The organism is Prosthecobacter sp. (assembly GCF_044226605.1).
Classification (GTDB): Bacteria; Verrucomicrobiota; Verrucomicrobiia; order Verrucomicrobiales; family Verrucomicrobiaceae; genus Prosthecobacter.
The window spans coordinates 22,843-41,809 of sequence record NZ_JBGAGS010000005.1 but is presented as its reverse complement, the minus strand read 5'-3'; the positions used below and the strand labels follow the sequence as shown (position 1 = coordinate 41,809).

General features: G+C 62.3%; 18 protein-coding genes. 9 read left to right on the top strand and 9 right to left on the bottom strand.

Going from position 1 to position 18,967, the window contains the following annotated elements; all coding sequences use genetic code 11:
* Positions 1–12: 12 nt before the first annotated feature.
* The 9 genes from ACILSO_RS07935 to ACILSO_RS07895 all read right to left on the bottom strand — a co-directional run bounded on the left by ACILSO_RS07935 (position 13) and on the right by ACILSO_RS07895 (position 8,217).
* Positions 13–600, bottom strand: a complete 588-nt coding sequence (locus ACILSO_RS07935; protein WP_395736848.1) for a hypothetical protein — start codon at positions 598–600, stop codon at positions 13–15.
* 118 nt (positions 601–718) lie between these two features.
* Positions 719–871 carry a hypothetical protein gene (locus ACILSO_RS07930; RefSeq protein ID WP_395736847.1) on the bottom strand — a complete coding sequence of 51 codons (153 nt, stop codon included), beginning with the start codon at positions 869–871 and terminating at the stop codon, positions 719–721.
* A gap of 138 nt (positions 872–1,009) precedes the next feature.
* The gene (locus ACILSO_RS07925) at positions 1,010–1,681 is read right to left on the bottom strand and encodes a response regulator (RefSeq protein ID WP_395736846.1); all 672 of its coding nucleotides are present in this window, start codon (positions 1,679–1,681) and stop codon (positions 1,010–1,012) included.
* Positions 1,674–3,806 carry a response regulator gene (locus ACILSO_RS07920; protein WP_395736845.1) on the bottom strand — a complete coding sequence of 711 codons (2,133 nt, stop codon included), beginning with the start codon at positions 3,804–3,806 and terminating at the stop codon, positions 1,674–1,676. The genes ACILSO_RS07925 and ACILSO_RS07920 overlap by 8 nt, the downstream gene beginning before the upstream one ends.
* A gap of 148 nt (positions 3,807–3,954) precedes the next feature.
* Positions 3,955–5,028: a response regulator gene (locus ACILSO_RS07915; RefSeq protein WP_395736844.1), complete on the bottom strand. Its 1,074-nt coding sequence runs from the start codon at positions 5,026–5,028 to the stop codon at positions 3,955–3,957.
* Positions 5,029–5,037: 9 nt separating this feature from the next.
* Entirely contained in the window at positions 5,038–5,484 is a 447-nt protein-coding gene (locus ACILSO_RS07910; protein WP_395736843.1) for a response regulator, read from the bottom strand.
* Between the two features lie 5 nt (positions 5,485–5,489).
* Positions 5,490–6,764 (bottom strand): ATP-binding protein, encoded by a 1,275-nt coding sequence (locus tag ACILSO_RS07905; RefSeq protein ID WP_395736842.1) that lies wholly within the window; start codon positions 6,762–6,764, stop codon positions 5,490–5,492.
* 74 nt (positions 6,765–6,838) lie between these two features.
* Positions 6,839–7,297, bottom strand: a complete 459-nt coding sequence (locus ACILSO_RS07900) for a universal stress protein (RefSeq protein WP_395736841.1) — start codon at positions 7,295–7,297, stop codon at positions 6,839–6,841.
* Positions 7,294–8,217 carry a universal stress protein gene (locus ACILSO_RS07895; RefSeq protein WP_395736840.1) on the bottom strand — a complete coding sequence of 308 codons (924 nt, stop codon included), beginning with the start codon at positions 8,215–8,217 and terminating at the stop codon, positions 7,294–7,296. Before ACILSO_RS07895 ends, ACILSO_RS07900 begins: the two co-directional genes overlap by 4 nt.
* 144 nt (positions 8,218–8,361) lie before the next feature.
* On the opposite strand from ACILSO_RS07895, the gene ACILSO_RS07890 reads away from it, so the two are divergent.
* The 9 genes from ACILSO_RS07890 to ACILSO_RS07850 all read left to right on the top strand — a co-directional run bounded on the left by ACILSO_RS07890 (position 8,362) and on the right by ACILSO_RS07850 (position 18,847).
* Entirely contained in the window at positions 8,362–9,057 is a 696-nt protein-coding gene (locus ACILSO_RS07890; RefSeq protein WP_395736839.1) for a hypothetical protein, read from the top strand.
* Positions 9,058–9,129: 72 nt separating this feature from the next.
* On the top strand, positions 9,130–9,339 hold the full coding sequence (locus ACILSO_RS07885) for a hypothetical protein (protein WP_395736838.1): 210 nt from the start codon (positions 9,130–9,132) through the stop codon (positions 9,337–9,339).
* A gap of 27 nt (positions 9,340–9,366) precedes the next feature.
* Positions 9,367–9,660 (top strand): hypothetical protein, encoded by a 294-nt coding sequence (locus ACILSO_RS07880; RefSeq protein ID WP_395736837.1) that lies wholly within the window; start codon positions 9,367–9,369, stop codon positions 9,658–9,660.
* Positions 9,661–9,665: 5 nt separating this feature from the next.
* Positions 9,666–10,085 (top strand): Hsp20/alpha crystallin family protein, encoded by a 420-nt coding sequence (locus tag ACILSO_RS07875; RefSeq protein WP_395736836.1) that lies wholly within the window; start codon positions 9,666–9,668, stop codon positions 10,083–10,085.
* The gene (gene lon, locus ACILSO_RS07870) at positions 10,082–12,508 is read left to right on the top strand and encodes an endopeptidase La (protein WP_395736835.1); all 2,427 of its coding nucleotides are present in this window, start codon (positions 10,082–10,084) and stop codon (positions 12,506–12,508) included. Before ACILSO_RS07875 ends, lon begins: the two co-directional genes overlap by 4 nt.
* A gap of 3 nt (positions 12,509–12,511) precedes the next feature.
* Entirely contained in the window at positions 12,512–13,495 is a 984-nt protein-coding gene (locus tag ACILSO_RS07865; protein WP_395736834.1) for a zinc-dependent alcohol dehydrogenase family protein, read from the top strand.
* A complete protein-coding gene (locus ACILSO_RS07860) occupies positions 13,492–15,075 on the top strand; it encodes an AAA family ATPase (RefSeq protein ID WP_395736833.1) in 1,584 nt (527 codons plus the stop codon). Before ACILSO_RS07865 ends, ACILSO_RS07860 begins: the two co-directional genes overlap by 4 nt.
* A gap of 213 nt (positions 15,076–15,288) precedes the next feature.
* Positions 15,289–17,172 (top strand): hypothetical protein, encoded by a 1,884-nt coding sequence (locus ACILSO_RS07855; RefSeq protein ID WP_395736832.1) that lies wholly within the window; start codon positions 15,289–15,291, stop codon positions 17,170–17,172.
* Between the two features lie 133 nt (positions 17,173–17,305).
* A complete protein-coding gene (locus ACILSO_RS07850) occupies positions 17,306–18,847 on the top strand; it encodes an ATP-binding protein (protein ID WP_395736831.1) in 1,542 nt (513 codons plus the stop codon).
* The last annotated feature ends 120 nt before the right edge of the window (positions 18,848–18,967 follow it).

Genomic DNA, 18,967 nt, shown 5'->3' with positions numbered 1-18,967 from the left:
AGGGAATCATTTTCAGTCATTGATGCCCCAGTGGCGCTCCGGGGGCTGAAACTCCCCGCCGAAGGCCTTTGCCCGGCGGTGGGCGTGCGTGTGCTTGCTGGAGACGAGCTGCATGGCGAAGTCGCAGTCCAGCCGCTGGTCGAAGTCTGCGCCGCACATGAAGTCCGTGCGCCAGGACTCGGCGATCTCCCGGAGCTGCGAGCTGAGGCAGCCGGAGGTGCCGCTGAATTCCGCGTCCTCTTCATGCAGGGCTGCGAGGATGGGCACAGTCTGGCGCTGCTGCCGCTGAATTTCGTTGCACCACTTCCTGACGTGGTCTGGCAGCCGGCTCTCGTCCGTGGCGGAAAAAATGAGAAGATCCGCCGCCGCGGCCGCGCGTGCGGCGGTGCTGCGCTCGTCATGCCTCTTCAGGCTTTCAAAGCTCCAGCAGAGGGGGCAGAGCCGGAGATGCGGACTGAGCCGGTGCTTCAGCCAATCCAGCGCCTCCATGGCGCGAATGTTCGCAAAGAATTCGTCGTAGAGCACGACGACGGAGAATGCGGACTGTGCGGAGCGGAGGTCGGGCCTGCGGTGAGGTGGAGAAAGCGTGGCTGTGTGCATGCGCCGAAAATGACCGGCCCCGCATCAGCTCACAATCGGCAGACTTTCCCATTATTTCTCAGCAAACGGCTGAGGGAATATCAGATGCTCCGCAGCATGCCCTTTGGCGTCTGCCGTTTCACCGTGATGTCACGATGGCGGCAGCGTCAGGGGGCTGCATGAGGAATATGTCCGCATCCGGATAGGTGGATGCGGCCTGCGCCGCCAGGGCGGGATCTCCGATCACGGCTGGAAAGACACGGCGTGGGGGATGTGCTTCAAGCGTTGGCATGGGAGGAGTTCCTGGGTGAAGGGCGGCGCCATCTCGGTGAGCAGCGTCACATTTTCTTCGCACTTCAGAGCCAGCCGGACGGGTGCAAAATCCTGCCCGCGATTGATTGTTTCACAGGAGAATTCAGCACCGTGGGCATCATGCCTGCTCGCCGGTCCAGCGCACGGCATAATGGATGAGTTCCGTGCCGTTTTTGAACCCGAGTTTTTCTTTGATGTGGCCGCGGTGCGTGTCCACCGTTTTGAGGCTGATGTGAAGCTCCTGCGCGATGGCGCGGTTGTCCTTGCCCTGGCCGGTGAGCCGCAGCACCTCGAGCTCGCGGTCGGTCAGTTTTCCCACCGAAGAGGCGCCCGCTGCGGAGCGCGGACGTGAGAGTGAGTCGAGAATGGCGGATGCCGTGCGCTCGCTGGCATAGACGTGCCCGCTCAACACCCTGGTGATGGCTTCACGCATCTTGCCGGGACCTTCCTGCTTCATGATGTAGCCCCGCCCGCCGGCGCGCAGCACGCGCTCAGCATAAAGCTCCTCGTCATGCATGGAGATCGCCAGCACGGGAAGTTCCGGCAGCATGGCGTGGACGTCCTGCAGCAGTTCGAGACCGCTCTTGCCGGGGAGGCTGATGTCCATCAGCACCAGGTCGGGGTTCAGCTGGGAGATGGCGTCAAAGGCGTCCCGGGCGTTGTCCGCTTCACCACATACGGCGACGCCTGGTATGGAGGCGACAATGCGCACGAGCCCGTCGCGAAACACAGGATGGTCATCGACGATGAACACCTTTTTGGCGGGCGGGTTTGATGTCTTTTCAGGCATGGGCGGCAGATTTGGGAGGAATGAGGCTGGAGGTGGGAACCGTGCAGACGACAGCGGTGCCTGTGCCCTCTCCGCGGCGGCGTACTTCAAGGGTTCCGCCGATCATGTCTGCGCGGTAGCTCATGATGCGCAGTCCCATGCCGCGCTGGCCGGGGCGCAGGGCGGCACCACGCTTCCCATGGCCTTTGCCCTTGTCCTTCACCGAGAGCACGGTGTGGTGCGGGCCGGGGGAAAACTCAATGTCGATCTCTTTTGCCTGGCCATGTTTCACGGCATTCGTCACCGCCTCCTGGGCGATGCGGTAGAGATGCGTTGCGGCGGTGTTGTCCATTTCGATGGCGGGCGGGCATTTGCAGCGGCACTGGATGCGAAACATCGTGCTGGTGCGCGCCGCCAGCTCCTCCAGCGCGGCCACGAGCCCGCCTGCATGCACTGCCACGGGGTGCAGCCCGCGCGCGAGCGAGCGCGTGAGTGCCAGGGCGTCCTTCAGCAGGCCGGATATTTTTTCCGCGTCTTCCGCCGCCGGCGCCTTCTTCTCCATCAGCCTTGTCTTGAGCAGATCGCTCAGCAGCCAGATGCCCGCGAGCTGCTGGCCGAGATCGTCGTGCAGATCCTGGCCGATGCGCTGCTTCTCATGCTCGCTGATGTGCAGGATCTCGCGTTCGAGCTGTTTGCGCGCGGAGACCTGCTCCTGCAGCTCTGCATTCATGTGCTGCAGCTGCTGGGTGCGCTGCTCCACCCGTGTCTCCAGTTCTGCATTCAGGCGGCGGATCACCTGCTCGGCGCGCTTGCGCTCGCTGACGTCCACGTGGGCGATGACGACTGAGTGCGGGCCATTCCCCAGGAATGGAGTGACGTAGCCCACAAACCAGCGCTGCTGGGAAGGAGAGTGGCAGGGGTATTCCATGCTGAAGCGGGTGACCTCCCCGCGCATCACCTCCCGAATGCCGGTGGCGAAACGGGCCGCGTCCTGGTCTCCGCTCGCTGCGGATGCATCACATACGGCCAGGTAGCTGGTGCCCACACCCATGGCTTCGACGGCGCCGTCGTTGGCTTCGGCAAAGGCCAGCCACGCTTCGTTTGTGCTGAGAATGACGCCGTCTTCGTCAAGCACGGCCAGGCTGGCAGGAATGGCCTCCAGCGTGGACTCGGCAAAGCGGCGCGCTTCCAGGATTTCGTCCTCGGCCCGGACCCAGTCGTTGATGATCTCGGCGAAGATCAGAATGCCGCCAATGTTTTCCTGCGCGTCGTACCAGGGCCGGCACTCCCATTTCACCCAGTCGAGCGTGTGATCCTCTCGCGGGAAGGGATCGCGCTCACTGCTCTCGGTGGCGCCTGCCAGGCAGCGCTGGTGAATCTCCTTCCAGCGTTCCGGCATCTCCGGAAACACTTCGTAGTGCGATCTGCCCAAAAGCGACGTCGCGGCCATTCTGAAGTCCTTGATCCAGCGGTCGCTGACAGCAAGGTAGCGCATGTCGCGGTCAAACATCGCCACCGATGCGGGCGTGTGTTTGATGAAGCGGCTCAGGCGCTCCTCGCTCTCCCGCAGCGCCGCTTCAGCCTGCTCGGCCTTCTCGCGGGCCGCCACGGCTTCATCCATCAGGCTGAGCGCCTGCAGGCGGGACTCGAGCAGCGACTGGTTGGCCTGGGTGAGCTCCGTGGTGCGGTCGATCACGCGCTGCTCCAGCTCTGCGTAGGAGCGTGCCAGGGCCGCCTCTGCGGCCGAGAGGCGCGCGCGCTCCGCCAGACGTGCCAGGGCGCGCTCCACCACGGCAGGCACCATGGCGATGAAGTTCACATCCTTGACCAGATAATCGAGCGCGCCGCGCTTCATCATTTCCACCGCCACCCGCTCGTCTCCCTGGCCGGTGATGATGATGAAGGGGACCTCGCGTCCCTCTGCAGCCAGAAGCTGGAGCAGGTCAAAGTCTCTGCCATCAGGAAGTTTCAGGTCCAGCAGCAGCAGGCTGGCCGTGTGGAGTCGCAGCCATGCCGCGGCCTCGGCCCCGGAGCGTGCAGTTGCAGTGTTGTACCCTTCACGACGCAGCTCCCGCGTGACGAGATTTGCGATCCCTTCATCATCATCCACCACAAGGATGGTCGCGGGCAGGCACGAGCCGGACATGGCACAAGGTCAGGTGGGGGAGCGGCCGCCCGGCTGCGTTTCAGCAGACCGGCGACGCATGCATGATGGAGAGGGCATTGGCACGCTGCCATCCTGCCAGCGGGCGGGGCATTCTGCTCTCCCGCGGCTGTCATCCATGCCGCCGAAATTAATCTGTCGCGCTCCTCTTTGCATGGGGAAGGGTGCAGGTGATGCAGGTGCCGCTGCCGGGCTGACTCTCCAGAGTCAGCCTGCCGCCGATCATTCCCGCGCGGTAATGCATGATGCGAAGGCCCATGCCCTGCCGCTGCGGATCCACGCTGCCGAGGCCGGCGCCATCGTCCGTCACGGTCAGAGTGAAGGCATTGAGTTCAGAGCAAAGGCGCAGGCGCACGTGCCTGGCCTGGCCATGCTTCACGGCATTGCTCGCCGCCTCCTGGGCGATGCGGTACAGATGCGTGGCCGCAACGTTGTCATCCATCTGCACCGTGCCGCTGCACTCAAGCTGGCAGTCGATGTGAAACAGACTGGTCATGCGGGCCGCCAGGTCGTGCAGCGCAGATACCAGGCCGTCCGGCTCGGCTGCCACGGGGTGCAGTCCTCGGGCGAGGCTGCGGGTCAGGGAGACGGTTTTCTTCAGCAGTTCGGTGATCTTGGCGGCTTCGGGAACCTCTGGTGCAGCCCGGCTGGCGAGGCTGCGGCTGAGCATCGTGGCCATGATGGTCAGGCCGGCAAGCTGCTGCCCCAGGTCATCATGCAGGTCACGGCCGATGCGCTGCTGCTCCCGTTCGCTGATCTGGAGAATCTCCTGCTCCAGCCGCTGGCGGTCGGACTCGGCGGCGGCCAGGCGGCTCTCCTTGTCCAGCTGGGAAAGCGCACGTCTGACCACGGTGGGGACGAACTCGATGAAGTTCACATCCTTCACCAGGTAATCGAGCGCGCCGCGCTTCATCATGTCCACAGCCACGCGTTCGTCTCCCTGGCCGGTAATGATGATGAAGGGCAGGGAACTGCCTGCAGACATCAGTGTCTCGACGAGGGCAGGCCCTTCCATGTCCGGCAGCTTCAAATCGAGCAGCAGCATGTCCGCCCGGTGGTTTTTCAGCCATTCGGCGGCCTCCTGCCCGGACCCCGCGGCGGCGGTGTGAAAGCCTTCGCGTCGCAGGGCGCGTTCGATCAGCCGTGTCAGCCCGGGATCATCATCCACCACCAGGATCGTGACAGGATTTTGGGGGGAGGACATGGCACGTGCTCAGGGCTGGCCATTGATCTCGGGCACCTGCACCAGGGACACATACATGCCCAGCTGCTTGATCGCCTCGGCAAACTTGTCGTAGTCCACCGGCTTGACGATGTAGCTGTTGCAGCCCAGCAGATGGCAGCGCTCGATCTCGCGCGGGTCATCGGTGGTGGTGAGCATGATGACGGGCAGCTTGCGCAGGGAGGCATCTTCTTTGATCTGCTTCAGCGCCTCCACACCGTCCACCTTGGGCATGCGGATGTCCAGCAGCAGGAGGTAGGCGGTGTCGCTCTTGCGCTGCGGGCCGGTGCCGCGGCGGAACAGGAAGTCGAGCACATCCTGGCCATTTTCAAAACGCAGCACGGGATTATGCAGCCCTACGCGGCCCAGGTTTTTTTCAATGAGACGTGCGTGGCCGGCGTCATCCTCCGCGATGATGATCACTACTTCTTGAGTCATGGCTTTCATTTCCTAGAGCGGCTGGTTATGGCTGGCAAGCTGACAAAAAAGGAACTTCCCTGGTTGGTGACAGATTCGACCCAGATCCTGCCATCCTGACGCTCCAGAATGCGCTGCGCAATGGTGAGCCCCAGGCCCTCTCCCGAACTGTGCGAGGGATTTAAACGGTGAAAAATCTCGAAGGCTTTCTGCTGATGCGCGGGGGCGATGCCGATGCCGTTGTCCTGCACTTCATACACTGCCTGAGCGCCTTCCACGCGCCCCTGCACACGGATGAGGCCCGGCCGCGCGGGGTCGAGGTACTTGATGGCATTGTCGAGAAGATTGGAGAAAACCTGGTTGATCTGCGTGGCGTCTCCGAGGCAGTCAGGCAGGTCTCCGATTTCAAGCCGGGCCCCAGCCTGCTGCAGCTGAAACTCCATGGCGTGCGCGATCTGCTGAAGCATCTCCTGCATGGAAAGAGGCTCGATGGTCAGGGCGGCGCGGCCCAGGCGTGAAAAACGCAGAAGGCCTTTGAGCAGGGTGTCGATTTTTGACACGCCTGCCTGGATGAAACCCAGCGACTCAGGGATGTCCTCCTCGATGGCCAGCCGCAGGTTCTCCTTCGGCACGAGCGCGTCCGTGGTCGAACCGAGTGTCTTGCGCAGTGTTTCGCAGGTGCGGGTGAGCTCCTGGCTGAAACCCTGGATGTTTACCAAGGGGGAGCGCAGGTCGTGAGATGCCACATACACGATGGCCTCCAGCTCCTTGTTTTTTTCCGCGAGCGACTGCGCCAGTTCGGCCAGCTTTTCCTCGTCCCGCTTGCGCTGGGTGATGTCCGTGCGGATGGCAATGTACTGCTGGGGTTTGCCGGCGGCGTCCAAAAAGGGGAAGATCGTGGTGCTCACCCAGTAGATGCTGCCGTCCTTGGCGCGGTTGCGGATCTCACCCTTCCAGGTTTTGCCGTGGCCGATGGTGCTCCACAGATCATGAAAGAACTCCTTGGAGTGATGGCCGGAATTGATGATGCGGTGGTCCTTTCCCAGCAGCTCGGCGCGGCTGTACTTGGAGATCTCGCAGAACTTGTCATTCACGTAGGTGATGATGCCGCGTGCGTCCGTGGTGGCCACGATGGAGTGGGCGTCCAGCGCCGCCTTCAGGTCGATCAGCTCCTTCACCGGCACCAGATGCGCGTCTGAGTCCGTGACGCCCGCTGGGAGATCCGACGCGGGCGGCTTGGTCTCGAGATGCTTGAGCCGTTCGATCAGCTCGTCCTTGGTCATGCGGGAGTAGTCGGTCATTCGACTTTCACTCTGGCGGATGACTCAGGCAAAGCACAGCAAAAAAACGCGAGTCTGGCATGCCGCGCGGCGGTTCAGGTGTCCGCAGGCGCCTGCACTTTTTCAGGCACCACCACCACCGGGCAGGGCGCGTTTTTCAAGACATCGTCCGCCATGCTGCCAATCACAAGATGGTAGAAAGTGCTGTGGGGATGGGAGCCCAGCACAATCAGGTCCGCCTTCAGCCTTTTGGTTTCGGCCAGCACCTCCTTGCTGCTGAGGTCCACCAGCTGCTCGATGGTGGACGGCACGCCCTCCCGGACCAGCGCGTCCCGCATTTCCTGCAGTTTTGCATGGTGGCTGTCCAGCACCTCCTGCGAGGGCTTGCGCATGCCCACGGGAGCAAGCGGATACACCTCCAGCATCGCGGGCTGCCGCGGCACCACGTGCAGGATGACCAGCTTGGCGTTGAACGCGCTGGCAAACTGCCCTGCCTGCCTCAGCACGCCGAGCGCCAGGTCCGAAAGATCTACGAGTGCGACGATCGTTTTCATTGAGCTTTTTCCTCCAGTGTGGGTTTGATGACAAGAACCGAGCACGGCATCCGCTTCAGCAGCCGCTCCGCCGTGGATCCCAGAAGCACGTAGCGAAGGTTGGTGCGGCCCTTGCCGCCGACGATGATGAGATCCGCATGACATTCCTGCGCGTGGTCTGCGATCCCGTTGCCGTAGTTCGACGCCTCCTTCAGCACTTCGGTGCTCTGGATGCCCTGCGCCGCGTCTTTGACAAACTCATGCAGCCCCTTCCGCAGGTTCTCAAGGTGCTGCTGCCTTTCCGCAGGGCTGAAAACGAGGGCTGGGTAGGTGGATTCCATCCAGAACTCTCCACTCGGCGCGGCCACGCGGGGCTCCTGCCAGACATGCAGGAAATCCACGCTCGCGGAATCTTTCACCGCGATGCGCCGCGCAGCTGCCACCACCTCCCGCGAGGTCTCGGAGTAATCAATGCAGGCGACGATCTTGCGGAAAGGCTGAGGATGATCCGCGCGCACCAGCAGCACCCGGGAAGGGGATTTGCGCGCCAGTTTGCCGGAGATGGAACCCGCCCCGAAGGGGGTGTTTCCTGCACCGGCGATGCCCGCCACCAGCAGGTCTGCCTTCAAGGAGCGGACATGCTCGAGGATCTCGTGCAGAGGCGTGCCCACGGCGATGGTGGTCTGGGTGTCCGCGGGCGTTTGCGAATGAGACATCCAGACAATGAGCGCGGCTTTGGCACCTTCAGACGCCGTGGTGGCCTGGGTTTCATAGGTGGCTTCGCGGCTGTCCGCCAGCGTGGCCACGGCGTCTGAGTTCACCACATGGAGCACATGAAGGCTGGCGCCCTGCAGGCGCGCGATGCGGGATGCCTGATCCAGTGCAGCGCGGGATCCGGTGGAGAAATCCACCGCGACGAGGATGGTTTTAAGCGTGTTCATAAGCAGCCGCTCTCTGCGGCTGACGAGCGTTAGGCCATGCCGGGGCGCTCCGGCAACGGGCAGATGCCCGCGATGAAGCTCAGCAAAAGGCTGAGATGCATCCAGCGCTCTTCCTCATGGCATCCGCACGGGGTCCTCCGCAGCATGGCACACACTCACATGGCCGCGCAGGCTGCGTGTCCGGACTCATTTCTTATGAACGAAAAACTCGACGGCCTGCTGGAAAAAATGCATTCGCTGGAGAAGGAAATCCTGCGTGAGCTGCAAAAGAAGGAGCTGGAGTTTCTCTACGAAGTGCGGATGGGGAAGATACGCTTCACGGAAGAAGCGCGCGCCCGGCACAAGCTGCTGGTGAAGCGCTTTGCCAGCTACATCCGTGACTCGCGCTTCATGATCCTGCTGACCACGCCGGTCATCTGGGCCTGCATCATTCCCATTGGGCTGCTGGACCTGTTCATGGTGGTTTACCAGGCCATCTGCTTCCCGGTTTATGGCATCCCCAAAGTCCGGCGCAGCGACTACATCCGGCTGGACCGCCGGCACCTTGCCTACCTGAACTGGGCGGAGAAGTTCAACTGCGAGTACTGCGGCTACGCCAATGGCGTGCTGGCCTGCGCCACCGAGATAGCCGCGCGCACGGAGCAGTACTGGTGCCCCATCAAGCATGCGCTGCGCATGAAGTCCATGCACAGCCGCTACCGCCATTTTTTTGAGTATGGAGATGCCGAGCACTATCGACGCCAGGTGGAGCTTGTGCGCAGGTCGTTTGAAGACGTGGCCAGGGAAGAGACGGCGGAGGCCGCCCTGCCCGCCGGCACCTCCTCCACCACTATCACATGATCTGGCTGGCATTCACCAAGCCACGGGAAGCCGCAAAAACGTATTCATGTCAGAGTTTCACCAACCACACCCATGAAAACCAAGAACACCACACCCACCGCCACGGCATCCGCCATGGAAAAACCGCTGCCGCGCAAGCTGGGCGCGAACCACAGCGAGACCGCCAGCCGGCCCCGCAAGCATGACAACAACTTCAAGCAGTCCAAAGACCTGCGCGAAGACCGCGGCATCCGCCAGCTGAAGGCGAGTCCGAAATCCCAGTCCGCCCGTGGCGGCCGCTGATCGTTCCTTCCCAAACTCCCAAGTGCCATGAACGATCCCCAAACACCCCATCCCATCGAGCTCTGCTTCCAGCAAACCTTGGAGCGGGCGGAAGAATACGTGCGTCGTGAGCCCGCCAAGGTGGTGGGTGCCGCGCTGGGCGCCGGCCTCCTGCTGAGCATTCTGCCTGCAAGGAGCATGAAGAGGCCCATCGCCTCCCTCGGCTCTTTGCTGCTTTCTCCGGCGCTGATCGGTCTGGGCCTGATCAAAGTCTTCGAGATCTGCTGCCAGACTACGCCGTGCAAGGAAGCACACCCTCGTCATCGCCATCCAACTCCTTAACCGCCATGCCCCGCAGCATCCGCTTCACCCGTCTGTTTTCCATGGCAGACCAGCTCGCAGCCCAGCTGCAGGGTCTGCAGTTTGCAGGCCTGCATGCTCCCGTGGGCGTATGGCGCCCGGAGGTGAATGTGTATGCGCATGCAGACCGCCTGGAGGTCTGCGTGGATCTGGCCGGGGTGAGCAAGCAGGAGATCCAGGTGGAAGTGGAGCCACGGCGCCTCGTGGTACGCGGCCAGCGGCAGGCGCCCGATCGCGGCTGCGAGGCGGAGGCCTGCTGCCGCATCCTGGTCATGGAAATCCCGGACGGCAGCTTTGAACGAGTGCTGGAGTTTCCCGTGGCGGTGGACACCGAGCGGGTGACTGCAAAGCAGGACAACGGCTGGCTATGGATCCTGCTTCCACTGCAATCGGAGGACAAGTCATGATGGAAAACCTGTCACTGAAGGCGCCCGAAAGCTCCGCTGTGCCGGTGGAGTCGTCCACGTCTTCCGGCGCGGCCGGCGAACCCGCCGCCCTGGTGCCGGGCGCGGTCGAGGTGCTGCCCATTCTGCCGCTTAGAGACACGGTGCTCTTTCCAGACACCATCATTCCCCTGAGCATCGGCCGCGCCTCCAGCATGCAGCTTCTGGAGCAAAGCCTGCCGCAGAGCAAGCTGCTCGGGCTGGTGCTGCAAAAGGACAAGGAGAGTGAAAATCCCTCCCTCGATCAGCTGCATGAGCATGGGGTCATCGGCCGCGTCATCCGCATGATGCGGCAGGAGAGCGGCGTGGTCATCGTGGTGCGCGGAGAGCAGCGCATGCGCATCCGCCAGGTGGTCCAGCAGGAACCCTACATGAAGGCGGAGGTGGAGACCCTCAGCAGTGTGATGCCCGCCAAAGACGATGATCTTGCCGAGGCCGCACTGCGGAATCTGCGGGAGTCTGCCACGAAGCTGCTGAGCCTGCGGCCGGAAGTCTCGGACGAAGTCAAAACTCTCTTCTCCACCATCGAAGACGCCAGCACCCTGACAGACATCCTGGCCGCGAACCTGAGCATTGAGACGGATGCCAAGCAGAAGCTGCTGGAGGAGACGCATGTGACCCGCCGCGTGGCGGCGCTGGAGGTCCACCTCAACAACCAGCTCCACATCGCCGATCTGCAGAGCAAGCTGCGCGAAAATGTGAGCAGCGAATTTTCCGAGGCGCAGAAGCGCGCCTACCTGCGCGAGCAGCTCCGCGCCATCCAGAAGGAGCTGGGCGAGGACGACAGCGGCGAGGAGCAGGTGGAGGACATCCGCCTGCGTCTGGACAAGGCCGGCCTTCCCGAGAAGGCCAGGGCTCAGGCAGACCGTGAGCTGAAGCGGCTGGAAATCATCCCTGCTCAAAGCCCGGACCACTCCGTCATCGTCAACTACCTGGAAACCCTCGCGGAACTGCCGTGGAATGTGCTGAGCGATGAGAAAGTCGATCTGCGCAAGGCGCAGGAGATTCTTGACCGGGATCATTTTGGCCTGACCAAAGTGAAGAAGCGCCTCATCGAATATCTCGCCGTGCGCAAGCTCAACCCCACGGGACGCGGCCCCATCCTTTGCTTCCTCGGCCCGCCGGGCGTGGGCAAGACGAGCCTTGGTCAGTCGATTGCGGAGGCGCTGGGCCGCAAGTTCGCGCGCATCAGCCTCGGCGGCCTGCGGGATGAGACGGAGATACGCGGTCATCGCCGCACCTACATCGGCTCAATGCCCGGGCGCTTGATTCAGGAGCTTAAACGTCTCGGCACGCGCAATCCCGTGCTCATGCTGGATGAGATCGACAAACTCGGTGCCGACTTTCGCGGAGATCCTGCGAGCGCGCTTCTGGAGGTGCTGGACCCGCGCCAGAACCAGGAGTTCACAGACCGTTACATCGACGTGCCGTTTGACCTTTCGCAGATCATCTTCATCGCCACGTGCAACACACTGGACACCATTCCGGCTCCGCTGCGCGACCGCATGGAGATCGTGGAGCTCACCGGTTACACCGAGCGCGAGAAGCTCAGCATCGCGAAGAATTACCTCGTCAAACGCCAGCTCAGCGAGCACGGCCTGACGGAAGACCAATGCAGCTGGAGCGACGAAGCCATCGAGCGTGTGATTGAAGACTACACGCGCGAAGCCGGCGTGCGCAATCTGGAACGCCAGATCGCGTCTGTGACACGCCACGTTGCAGCCAGCATTGCCAAGGAAGAAATCACCCAGGCCAAAGTTACGCCGGCCATTGTTCGCGAGGCCCTTGGACCTGCGGCGTTTGTGCGCGAAAGCAAGCTGCAGACCAGCGTGCCCGGCGTGGTCACCGGTCTTGCCTACACCACCGCAGGTGGCGAGGTGCTGCACATCGAGGCGATCCGCTTTCCTGGCAAAGGCGGCTTCACTCTGACGGGACAGCTCGGGGATGTGATGAAGGAGTCCGTCCGCGCTGCGCTCAGCCTCGTGCGCAGCCGGGCCGCACAGCTCGGCATTGATCCAGAGACCTTCGACAAAAACGAAGTCCATGTGCATGTGCCCGCGGGTGCCGTGCCAAAGGACGGGCCCTCTGCGGGCATCGCCATGTTTACCGCACTGGCCTCTTTGTTTTCCAACCGTCCTGTGAGCAAGGACGTGGGCATGACGGGAGAGGTGACCCTGCGCGGGCTGGTGCTGCCGATTGGCGGGCTGAAGGAGAAGTCCATCGCCGCGCTGCGTGCCGGGCTCAAGACGATCCTCGTTCCCAAGCTGAACGAGAAGGACGAGCCCGATCTGCCGGAGGAGGTCAGGCAGCGCCTGAAAATCATCCCGGTGGAAACGGTGGATGAAGTGCTGGCTGCCGCGCTGGAACCCGCCGCGGAAAAGGCATGAGCCATGAAAGCGCTGCGCCTCGAATCCAGCGGCGGTCCACTGCACTGCCGTGAAGTGCCGCGGCCTTCTCCCGCCTTTGGACAGATCCTTGTCAAAGTCACCGCGTGCGCTGTGTGCCGCACCGATCTGCACGTGCTGGATGGCGAGCTGCCCCACCCCAAACTGCCGCTGATTCCGGGACATGAGATCGTCGGCATCATTGAAGAACTGGGGGACGGCGTCGCGGGTTTTCAAACCGGCCAGCGTGTGGGCATTCCCTGGCTGGGCTGGACCTGCGGCGAGTGTGCCTTCTGCCGCAGCGGCCGCGAAAATCTTTGCGATCACGCGAAGTTCACCGGCTACACGCTGGATGGCGGCTATGCCGAATACACCGTGGCCGATGCGCGCTTTTGCTTTCCGCTGCCCGGAGGTGGGAGCGATGTCTCCCTCGCGCCTCTGCTCTGCGCCGGTCTCATCGGCTACCGTTCGCTGATGAAAACGGGCTCTGCGCAGCGCCTGGGGCTCTACGGATTTGGCGCTGCGGCGCACATCGTCATCCAGGTCGCGCGCCATCAGGGGCGCGAAGTGTATGCCTTCACCAGGGCAGGGGACTATGAGGCTCAGGCCTTTGCCCGTCGGCTGGGGGCCGTGTGGGCCGGTGCCTCCGAAGAGCGGCCGCCGCAACTGCTGGACGCCGCCATCATCTTCGCACCCGTGGGTTCCCTTGTGCCCGCCGCTCTGCGCACGCTTGCCAAAGGCGGCACGATTGTGTGCGGCGGCATTCACATGAGCGACATCCCATCTTTTCCGTATGCCGACCTTTGGAACGAGCGCAGCATTGCCTCGGTGGCCAATCTTACCCGCCGTGATGGCGATGAATTTCTTCCTCTGGCAGCGCAGATTCCCGTGAAAGTGGAAACGCAGTCCTTCCCGCTGGAACACGCCTTTGAGGCGCTGACCCTTCTGCGGGCGGGCCGCCTCAACGGAGCCGCCGTGCTGGTGCCATGATCTCCGCGACCACACAACGCCTGCTGGATTTCCTCTCCCGCGCGGAGTCCTATCCGCATCGCCCGGACCAGGTGACGCGCGTGCAGACCCATGCCTCCTGGGTCTTCATCGCACCTCCATACGTTTACAAAATCAAGAGACCGGTGAACCTCGGCTTTCTCGATTTTTCCACCCTGGAGCTTCGTCATGAAGACTGCAGACATGAGGTGGAGCTCAATCGTCGTCTTTCCGAGGACGTCTATCTCGGAGTCGAATGCATCCGCGATGGGGAAGGGGGCCTGCACTTCGGTGGAGACGGCGAAGCTGTCGAGTGGGTGGTGAAAATGCGGCAGATGGATCCGCGCTATTTCCTGCCCCAGCTCATGCAATCGGGAGACGTGGGAGCCCGGGAGATGGACCGCATCGTTGAAAAGCTTCAGCGCTTCTATGCTGCGCAGCCGCCGCTGCCGCACGCTCAGGTGGGAGGCGCGTGCGAGCAACTGCGGCAAAACACCGAGGATAACTTCACCTCCGCCGGGCAGTTCGTGGGGCAAAGCCTCTCGCGGCAGGCGCTGGATGCCATCGCAGAGTACACGCGCGGGTTTTTCAAGAACCATCGAAGGCTTCTTGAATCACGCATCCAGGAAGGGTGGATCCGCGACTGCCACGGCGACCTGCACCTCGACCACATCCACCTCGCGCCGGAGGCCGTGCGCATCTACGACTGCATAGAGTTCAACACCGGCTTTCGCTGCATCGACGTTGCCTGTGACATTGCCTTTCTCGCCATGGATCTCGACTTCAACGGACGCCCCGATCTGGCGCGTTACATCGTCGAGCGCTTTGCCCTGCTGCTGGATGATCACGGCATCCGCGTGCTGATGAATTTTTACAAATGCTACCGCGCCTGCGTGCGCGGCAAGGTGGAAAGCCTGCATGCCTGTGCGGACGCTGTGCCTGAAAGCGAAAGGCAGGCGAGCCTGCAGCTTGCGCGGCGTTACTTTCAGCTCGCGCTGCAATATGCCGTCGCAGGCTCGAGGCCATGCGTTTTCGTTTTCATGGGAAAGGTGGCCTCGGGCAAGTCAGCACTGGCCGCAGCGCTGGGTGAGCAGACAGGCTGGACCGTGCACTCCTCGGACCGCCTGCGCAAGACCCTCGCGGGCGCTCCGCTGCACCATCGCGGCAGCGCGGAGGAGCGTGCTGCATTGTATGCCCCTGAGATGACGCAGAAAACCTACCGGCTGCTTTTTGAAAAGGCTCAGGGCACCTTGCACGAAGGTCACAGCGTCATCCTGGACGCCACCTTTTCCAAACGCGAACAGCGCAGCGAACTCCTCCAGCTCATGAAGGAGGAGAAGTGTGAGGTGAGTTGGATCGAGGCCCATGCCAGCGAGCCTGTGGTGCGCGATCGTCTGAAGGAGCGCGATGCCTGCGCGGAAGTCGTCTCCGACGCCCGCCTGGAAGACTACAAACGGCTGAGCGCCGGCTACGAAGCTCCTGACGAACTGCCGCCTGAACACAAGTTTTGCATTCAGACCGATGGAGAAGTCTGCCAGGCGCTTGGCGTGCTGCTTGGCAGGCTGGTGTTGGGCTGGCAGTAAGGCGAATCCACGTCGTGGGGCATCATCAAACACCCTGAGTGGCGCATCCGGTCAACGCACCACTGCGCCTTGGCCGCGGGCAATCTAGAGGCGGCACCATCCACCGCAGGCCAACGAGGACAGAGCCAAAGGCGCCTTCACACCCGATATGCAACGACGAGCCGCCGAGGCTCCGCAGGTGTCATTCTTCCGAGTCCACTCATCCTGCCCTCGATGTCCCGCGCAAAAGCTCATTCGTCCCATCACAGGCTCCGCACCGTGCTGCTGGTGCTGGCCGTTCTCGCAGTGCTTCTGGTGGGCGGTTACCATTGGCTGGTCAGCACCGCGCAAAAGACGATGCGCCAGTGCTTGTCCGAGCGGGGGCTGAGCCTCACCAGCAGCAGTGAGTCTTGGTCCCTCCTTGGCGGGATCACGCTCAACGACGCCGCGCTGCGCAGCCTGCCGTCCAACGATCCACTGATCGAGATCACCGCGCTGCATGTGGACATTCTTTGGCGGGACGTCTGGCAGACACACAAGGCCGTCACCAGCTGGCACATCAAGGACGCCACACTCACGCTGCACGATCAGGCCGGTGCGGTAAAGCTGAAGCATTTCACCACCGACGTTTCCATTCGCGACGACAAAATCGAGATCGCCCAGCTCGGCACCGACAATGGCCCGGTCTCAGTGGCGGTGAAAGGGCAGATCACCACCGCCGCCGCCAGCAGCGACTCCTCTGCCTCCAAAGAGCCGTTTCAATTGAACCTGAAGCCAGTGCGCGCCGTGCTGGACATGCTGAACTTCAAGCCCGGCGGCGGTACCTTTGCCATCACCGGCAGTTTCGCGGTGGATCTCCGTCCTGCCCCGGTGGAATGGAGCGCCACATTGCATGGCTCCGGCCCCAAGGTGGAACTGCAGGGGGTGCCGATGCAGCAGGCGGATGTGGACGCGCAGCTCTCGCAGTCGGGCATGCAGCTCTCCTCAAAGATCGCCTTTGCCCGTGGCTCCGCCACGGTGGAGGCCTCGCGCGCCGGCTGGGATGAACAGCCCTTGCTGCTGTCTGGCACGGTGACGGACACAGCCGGCCACAAGGACACTTTTAAAGGGCAGGAGATCGGCAAGACCGGAACGCTGACGATCTCGCAGCTCAGCGGCAATGCCAATCTCGTGGAGCTGGCCCACAACATCCCCGCTCTCTCCGCCACTCTGCCCAAGGACGTGAAGGTCACCAGCTTTCCCGACATCGTGGCAAAGGACTTCGTCTTTCACGCCGGGAAAGGGGGCTCGCCCGAATGGACGCTGGGCTCCCTGCAGCTGCGCAGCGCCGCCGCACTGGTGGTGACGGTGCGCGAGCATCCGCTGGTGATCGAGCACCTGCAGGGAAAAGTGTCCTATGACCACCATGCGTGGCATTTCGAAGATCTGAAAGGCGGCATGCTGGGCGGGAAGTTTGCGCTCACCGCCAGCTATGATGGGAAGAAGCTGAGCGCAGCGGACGTCTCGCTGCAGTCTCTGCGTCTTGACAATCTGAAGCCCTGGGTGGGAAAGCTCAGCGCTCGTCTGGAGGATGCGGAACTGACGCTCACTTATCGGGGCGTCATTGGCAATGATCCGAGCAGCTCCACCGGCAGCGGTACGCTGGACCTCGTCCATGCGCCTGTGGTGCACGTCCCTCTGCTGGACCAGGCCTACCAGCTGTTTCCGCACATCCTCCATCGCGAGCATCCAAACGACACGGGTGAAGTGCGTGCGAGGTTCATCATGTCCCAGGGCGTCGCCATGGTCGAGCCGATGAAGGTCCTCGGCCAGTCGATCGTCGTCACGGCCCGCGGCACTGTGAACGTGAACAAGCGCACCGTGGAGGGGCATGGCCGCGCCAACGTGCGCGGAGTGGTGGGCGTGGTCCTGGCGCCCGTCAGCGTTGTGTTTTTGGAAATGCAGGTGCGCGGTCCTTTTGACGACATCAAAGTCGCGCCGCTGGGCATCGTCGGCGCGGCAAAAAGCGTCCTGCACAATGCCGCCAAGCTGAGCAGCCTGGTCCTGCGGGAAGGGGTCTCTGTTCCGTTCGAAGCGCTCGGCATGTTTAGCAAAGAGAGCAGCAAGGCCTCTGAGTAGGATGATTAGCAGATCAGGCTTTTCCTGACTAAACTGCCATTGCGGGAACTGTTATAACGGCAACAGTGACATGCTTATGACATCATTCCCCGGCAGCACACCGAGCGAGGCATTTATGTCCCCGGGGGGACTCTTGTCTGCGATCATCGATTCCTCGGATGACGCCATCATCAGCAAAAACTTGAATGGCATCGTGACCAGCTGGAACCAGGGGGCGGAGCGCATTTTTGGCTACACCGCCGCGGAAATGATCGGCCAGCCTGTTCTGCGCCTGATCCCGGCGGAGCGTCAGGATGAAGAGCCGCACATTCTGGACAAGCTGTGCCGTGGCGAGCGCGTGGACCATTTTGAGACGCAGCGCATTCGCAAAGATGGCAACATCGTTGAAGTGTCCCTGTGCATCTCGCCTGTGCGGAATGCCGAGGGGCACGTCATCGGGGCCTCCAAGATTGCGCGTGACATCTCCATGCAAAAGAAGGCCACCCTGCTCGCCTCCGCCGCCATGCAGGAAGCGGAAGTGCAGGGGCGCATGAAGGATGAATTTCTCGCTACCCTCTCGCACGAACTTCGCACCCCCTTGCAGTCCATTCTCGGCTGGACCCAGATCCTCCTCTCTGGCCATTGCGACCCTGAGGAGCTTCGCCAGGGCATCGAAGTCATTGACCGCAACGCCCATGCCCAGTGCCGCATCATTGACGATCTGCTGGACATGAACCGCATCCTTTCCGGCAAGGTGCGCCTGGAAGTGCAGCGGGTGGAATTGATTCCTCTGCTGGAAGACGCGATTGAAAATGCCAGGCCCTCAGCCACGGCCAAAAATCTGCGCCTGCAGTCCGTGTTTGATCCCGCCGCTCAGCCTGTGTTTGGCGATCCCAACCGGCTGCAGCAGATTTTTTGGAACCTGGTGAACAACGCCATCAAGTTCACACCCTCGGGCGGCCGCATTCAGGTACTTCTGGCCCGTGTGCATTCGCACCTCGAAATTCGCGTGACCGACACTGGCATTGGCATCGATCCCGAATTCCTGCCCCATGTTTTTGAAAGGTTTCGGCAGGCGGACGCCTCCTCCACGCGCCGCCAGGGCGGGCTGGGCCTAGGGCTGGCCATCGTCAAGCATCTGGCCGAGCTGCATGGCGGTACGATGAAGGCCTCCAGCGGGGGCAAAAATCAAGGAAGCACCTTCACGCTGATGCTGCCCATGGTGGTGATCCAGCCCGAGACTGTGTCTGAGCGCAGCCATCCTTCTTCCACGGACCGCTCCGTCAGCGTGGGCGACGCTCCCAATCTCGATCAAGTCCGTGTGATGGTCGTGGATGATGAGGAGGATTCGCGCAACCTTCTCAAAATGATGCTCACCAAAGCAGGTGCGGTGGTCACCACCGCGAGCTCGGTGCAGCAGGCGCTGGATTTATGGACTGATACCATGCCGAATGTGTTGATCAGCGACATCGGCATGCCAGACAGAGATGGCTATTCACTGATTCGCGACATTCGCCAGCTGCCCGCCAGCAAGGGGGGAAACATTCCCGCCATCGCATTGACGGCCTACACTCGTACCGAAGATCGTATTAAAGCGATCGCGGCGGGCTTTCAGATGCACATTGCCAAGCCTGCTGACGCAGTGGAACTCATGACCATGGTGGCTAGCCTGGCTGGCAAGCCTCAGCTCGCGTAGAGCTCGTTTTTATAAAACTTGTCCTGGCGTGCGCTTTGCGTTTAGGACCGCGCAGGTCTTTCGGAGCCTTGATTGGACCCACAGTTTTCGCAGCCTCCAGGGGAGTGGAGCACTTCAAGA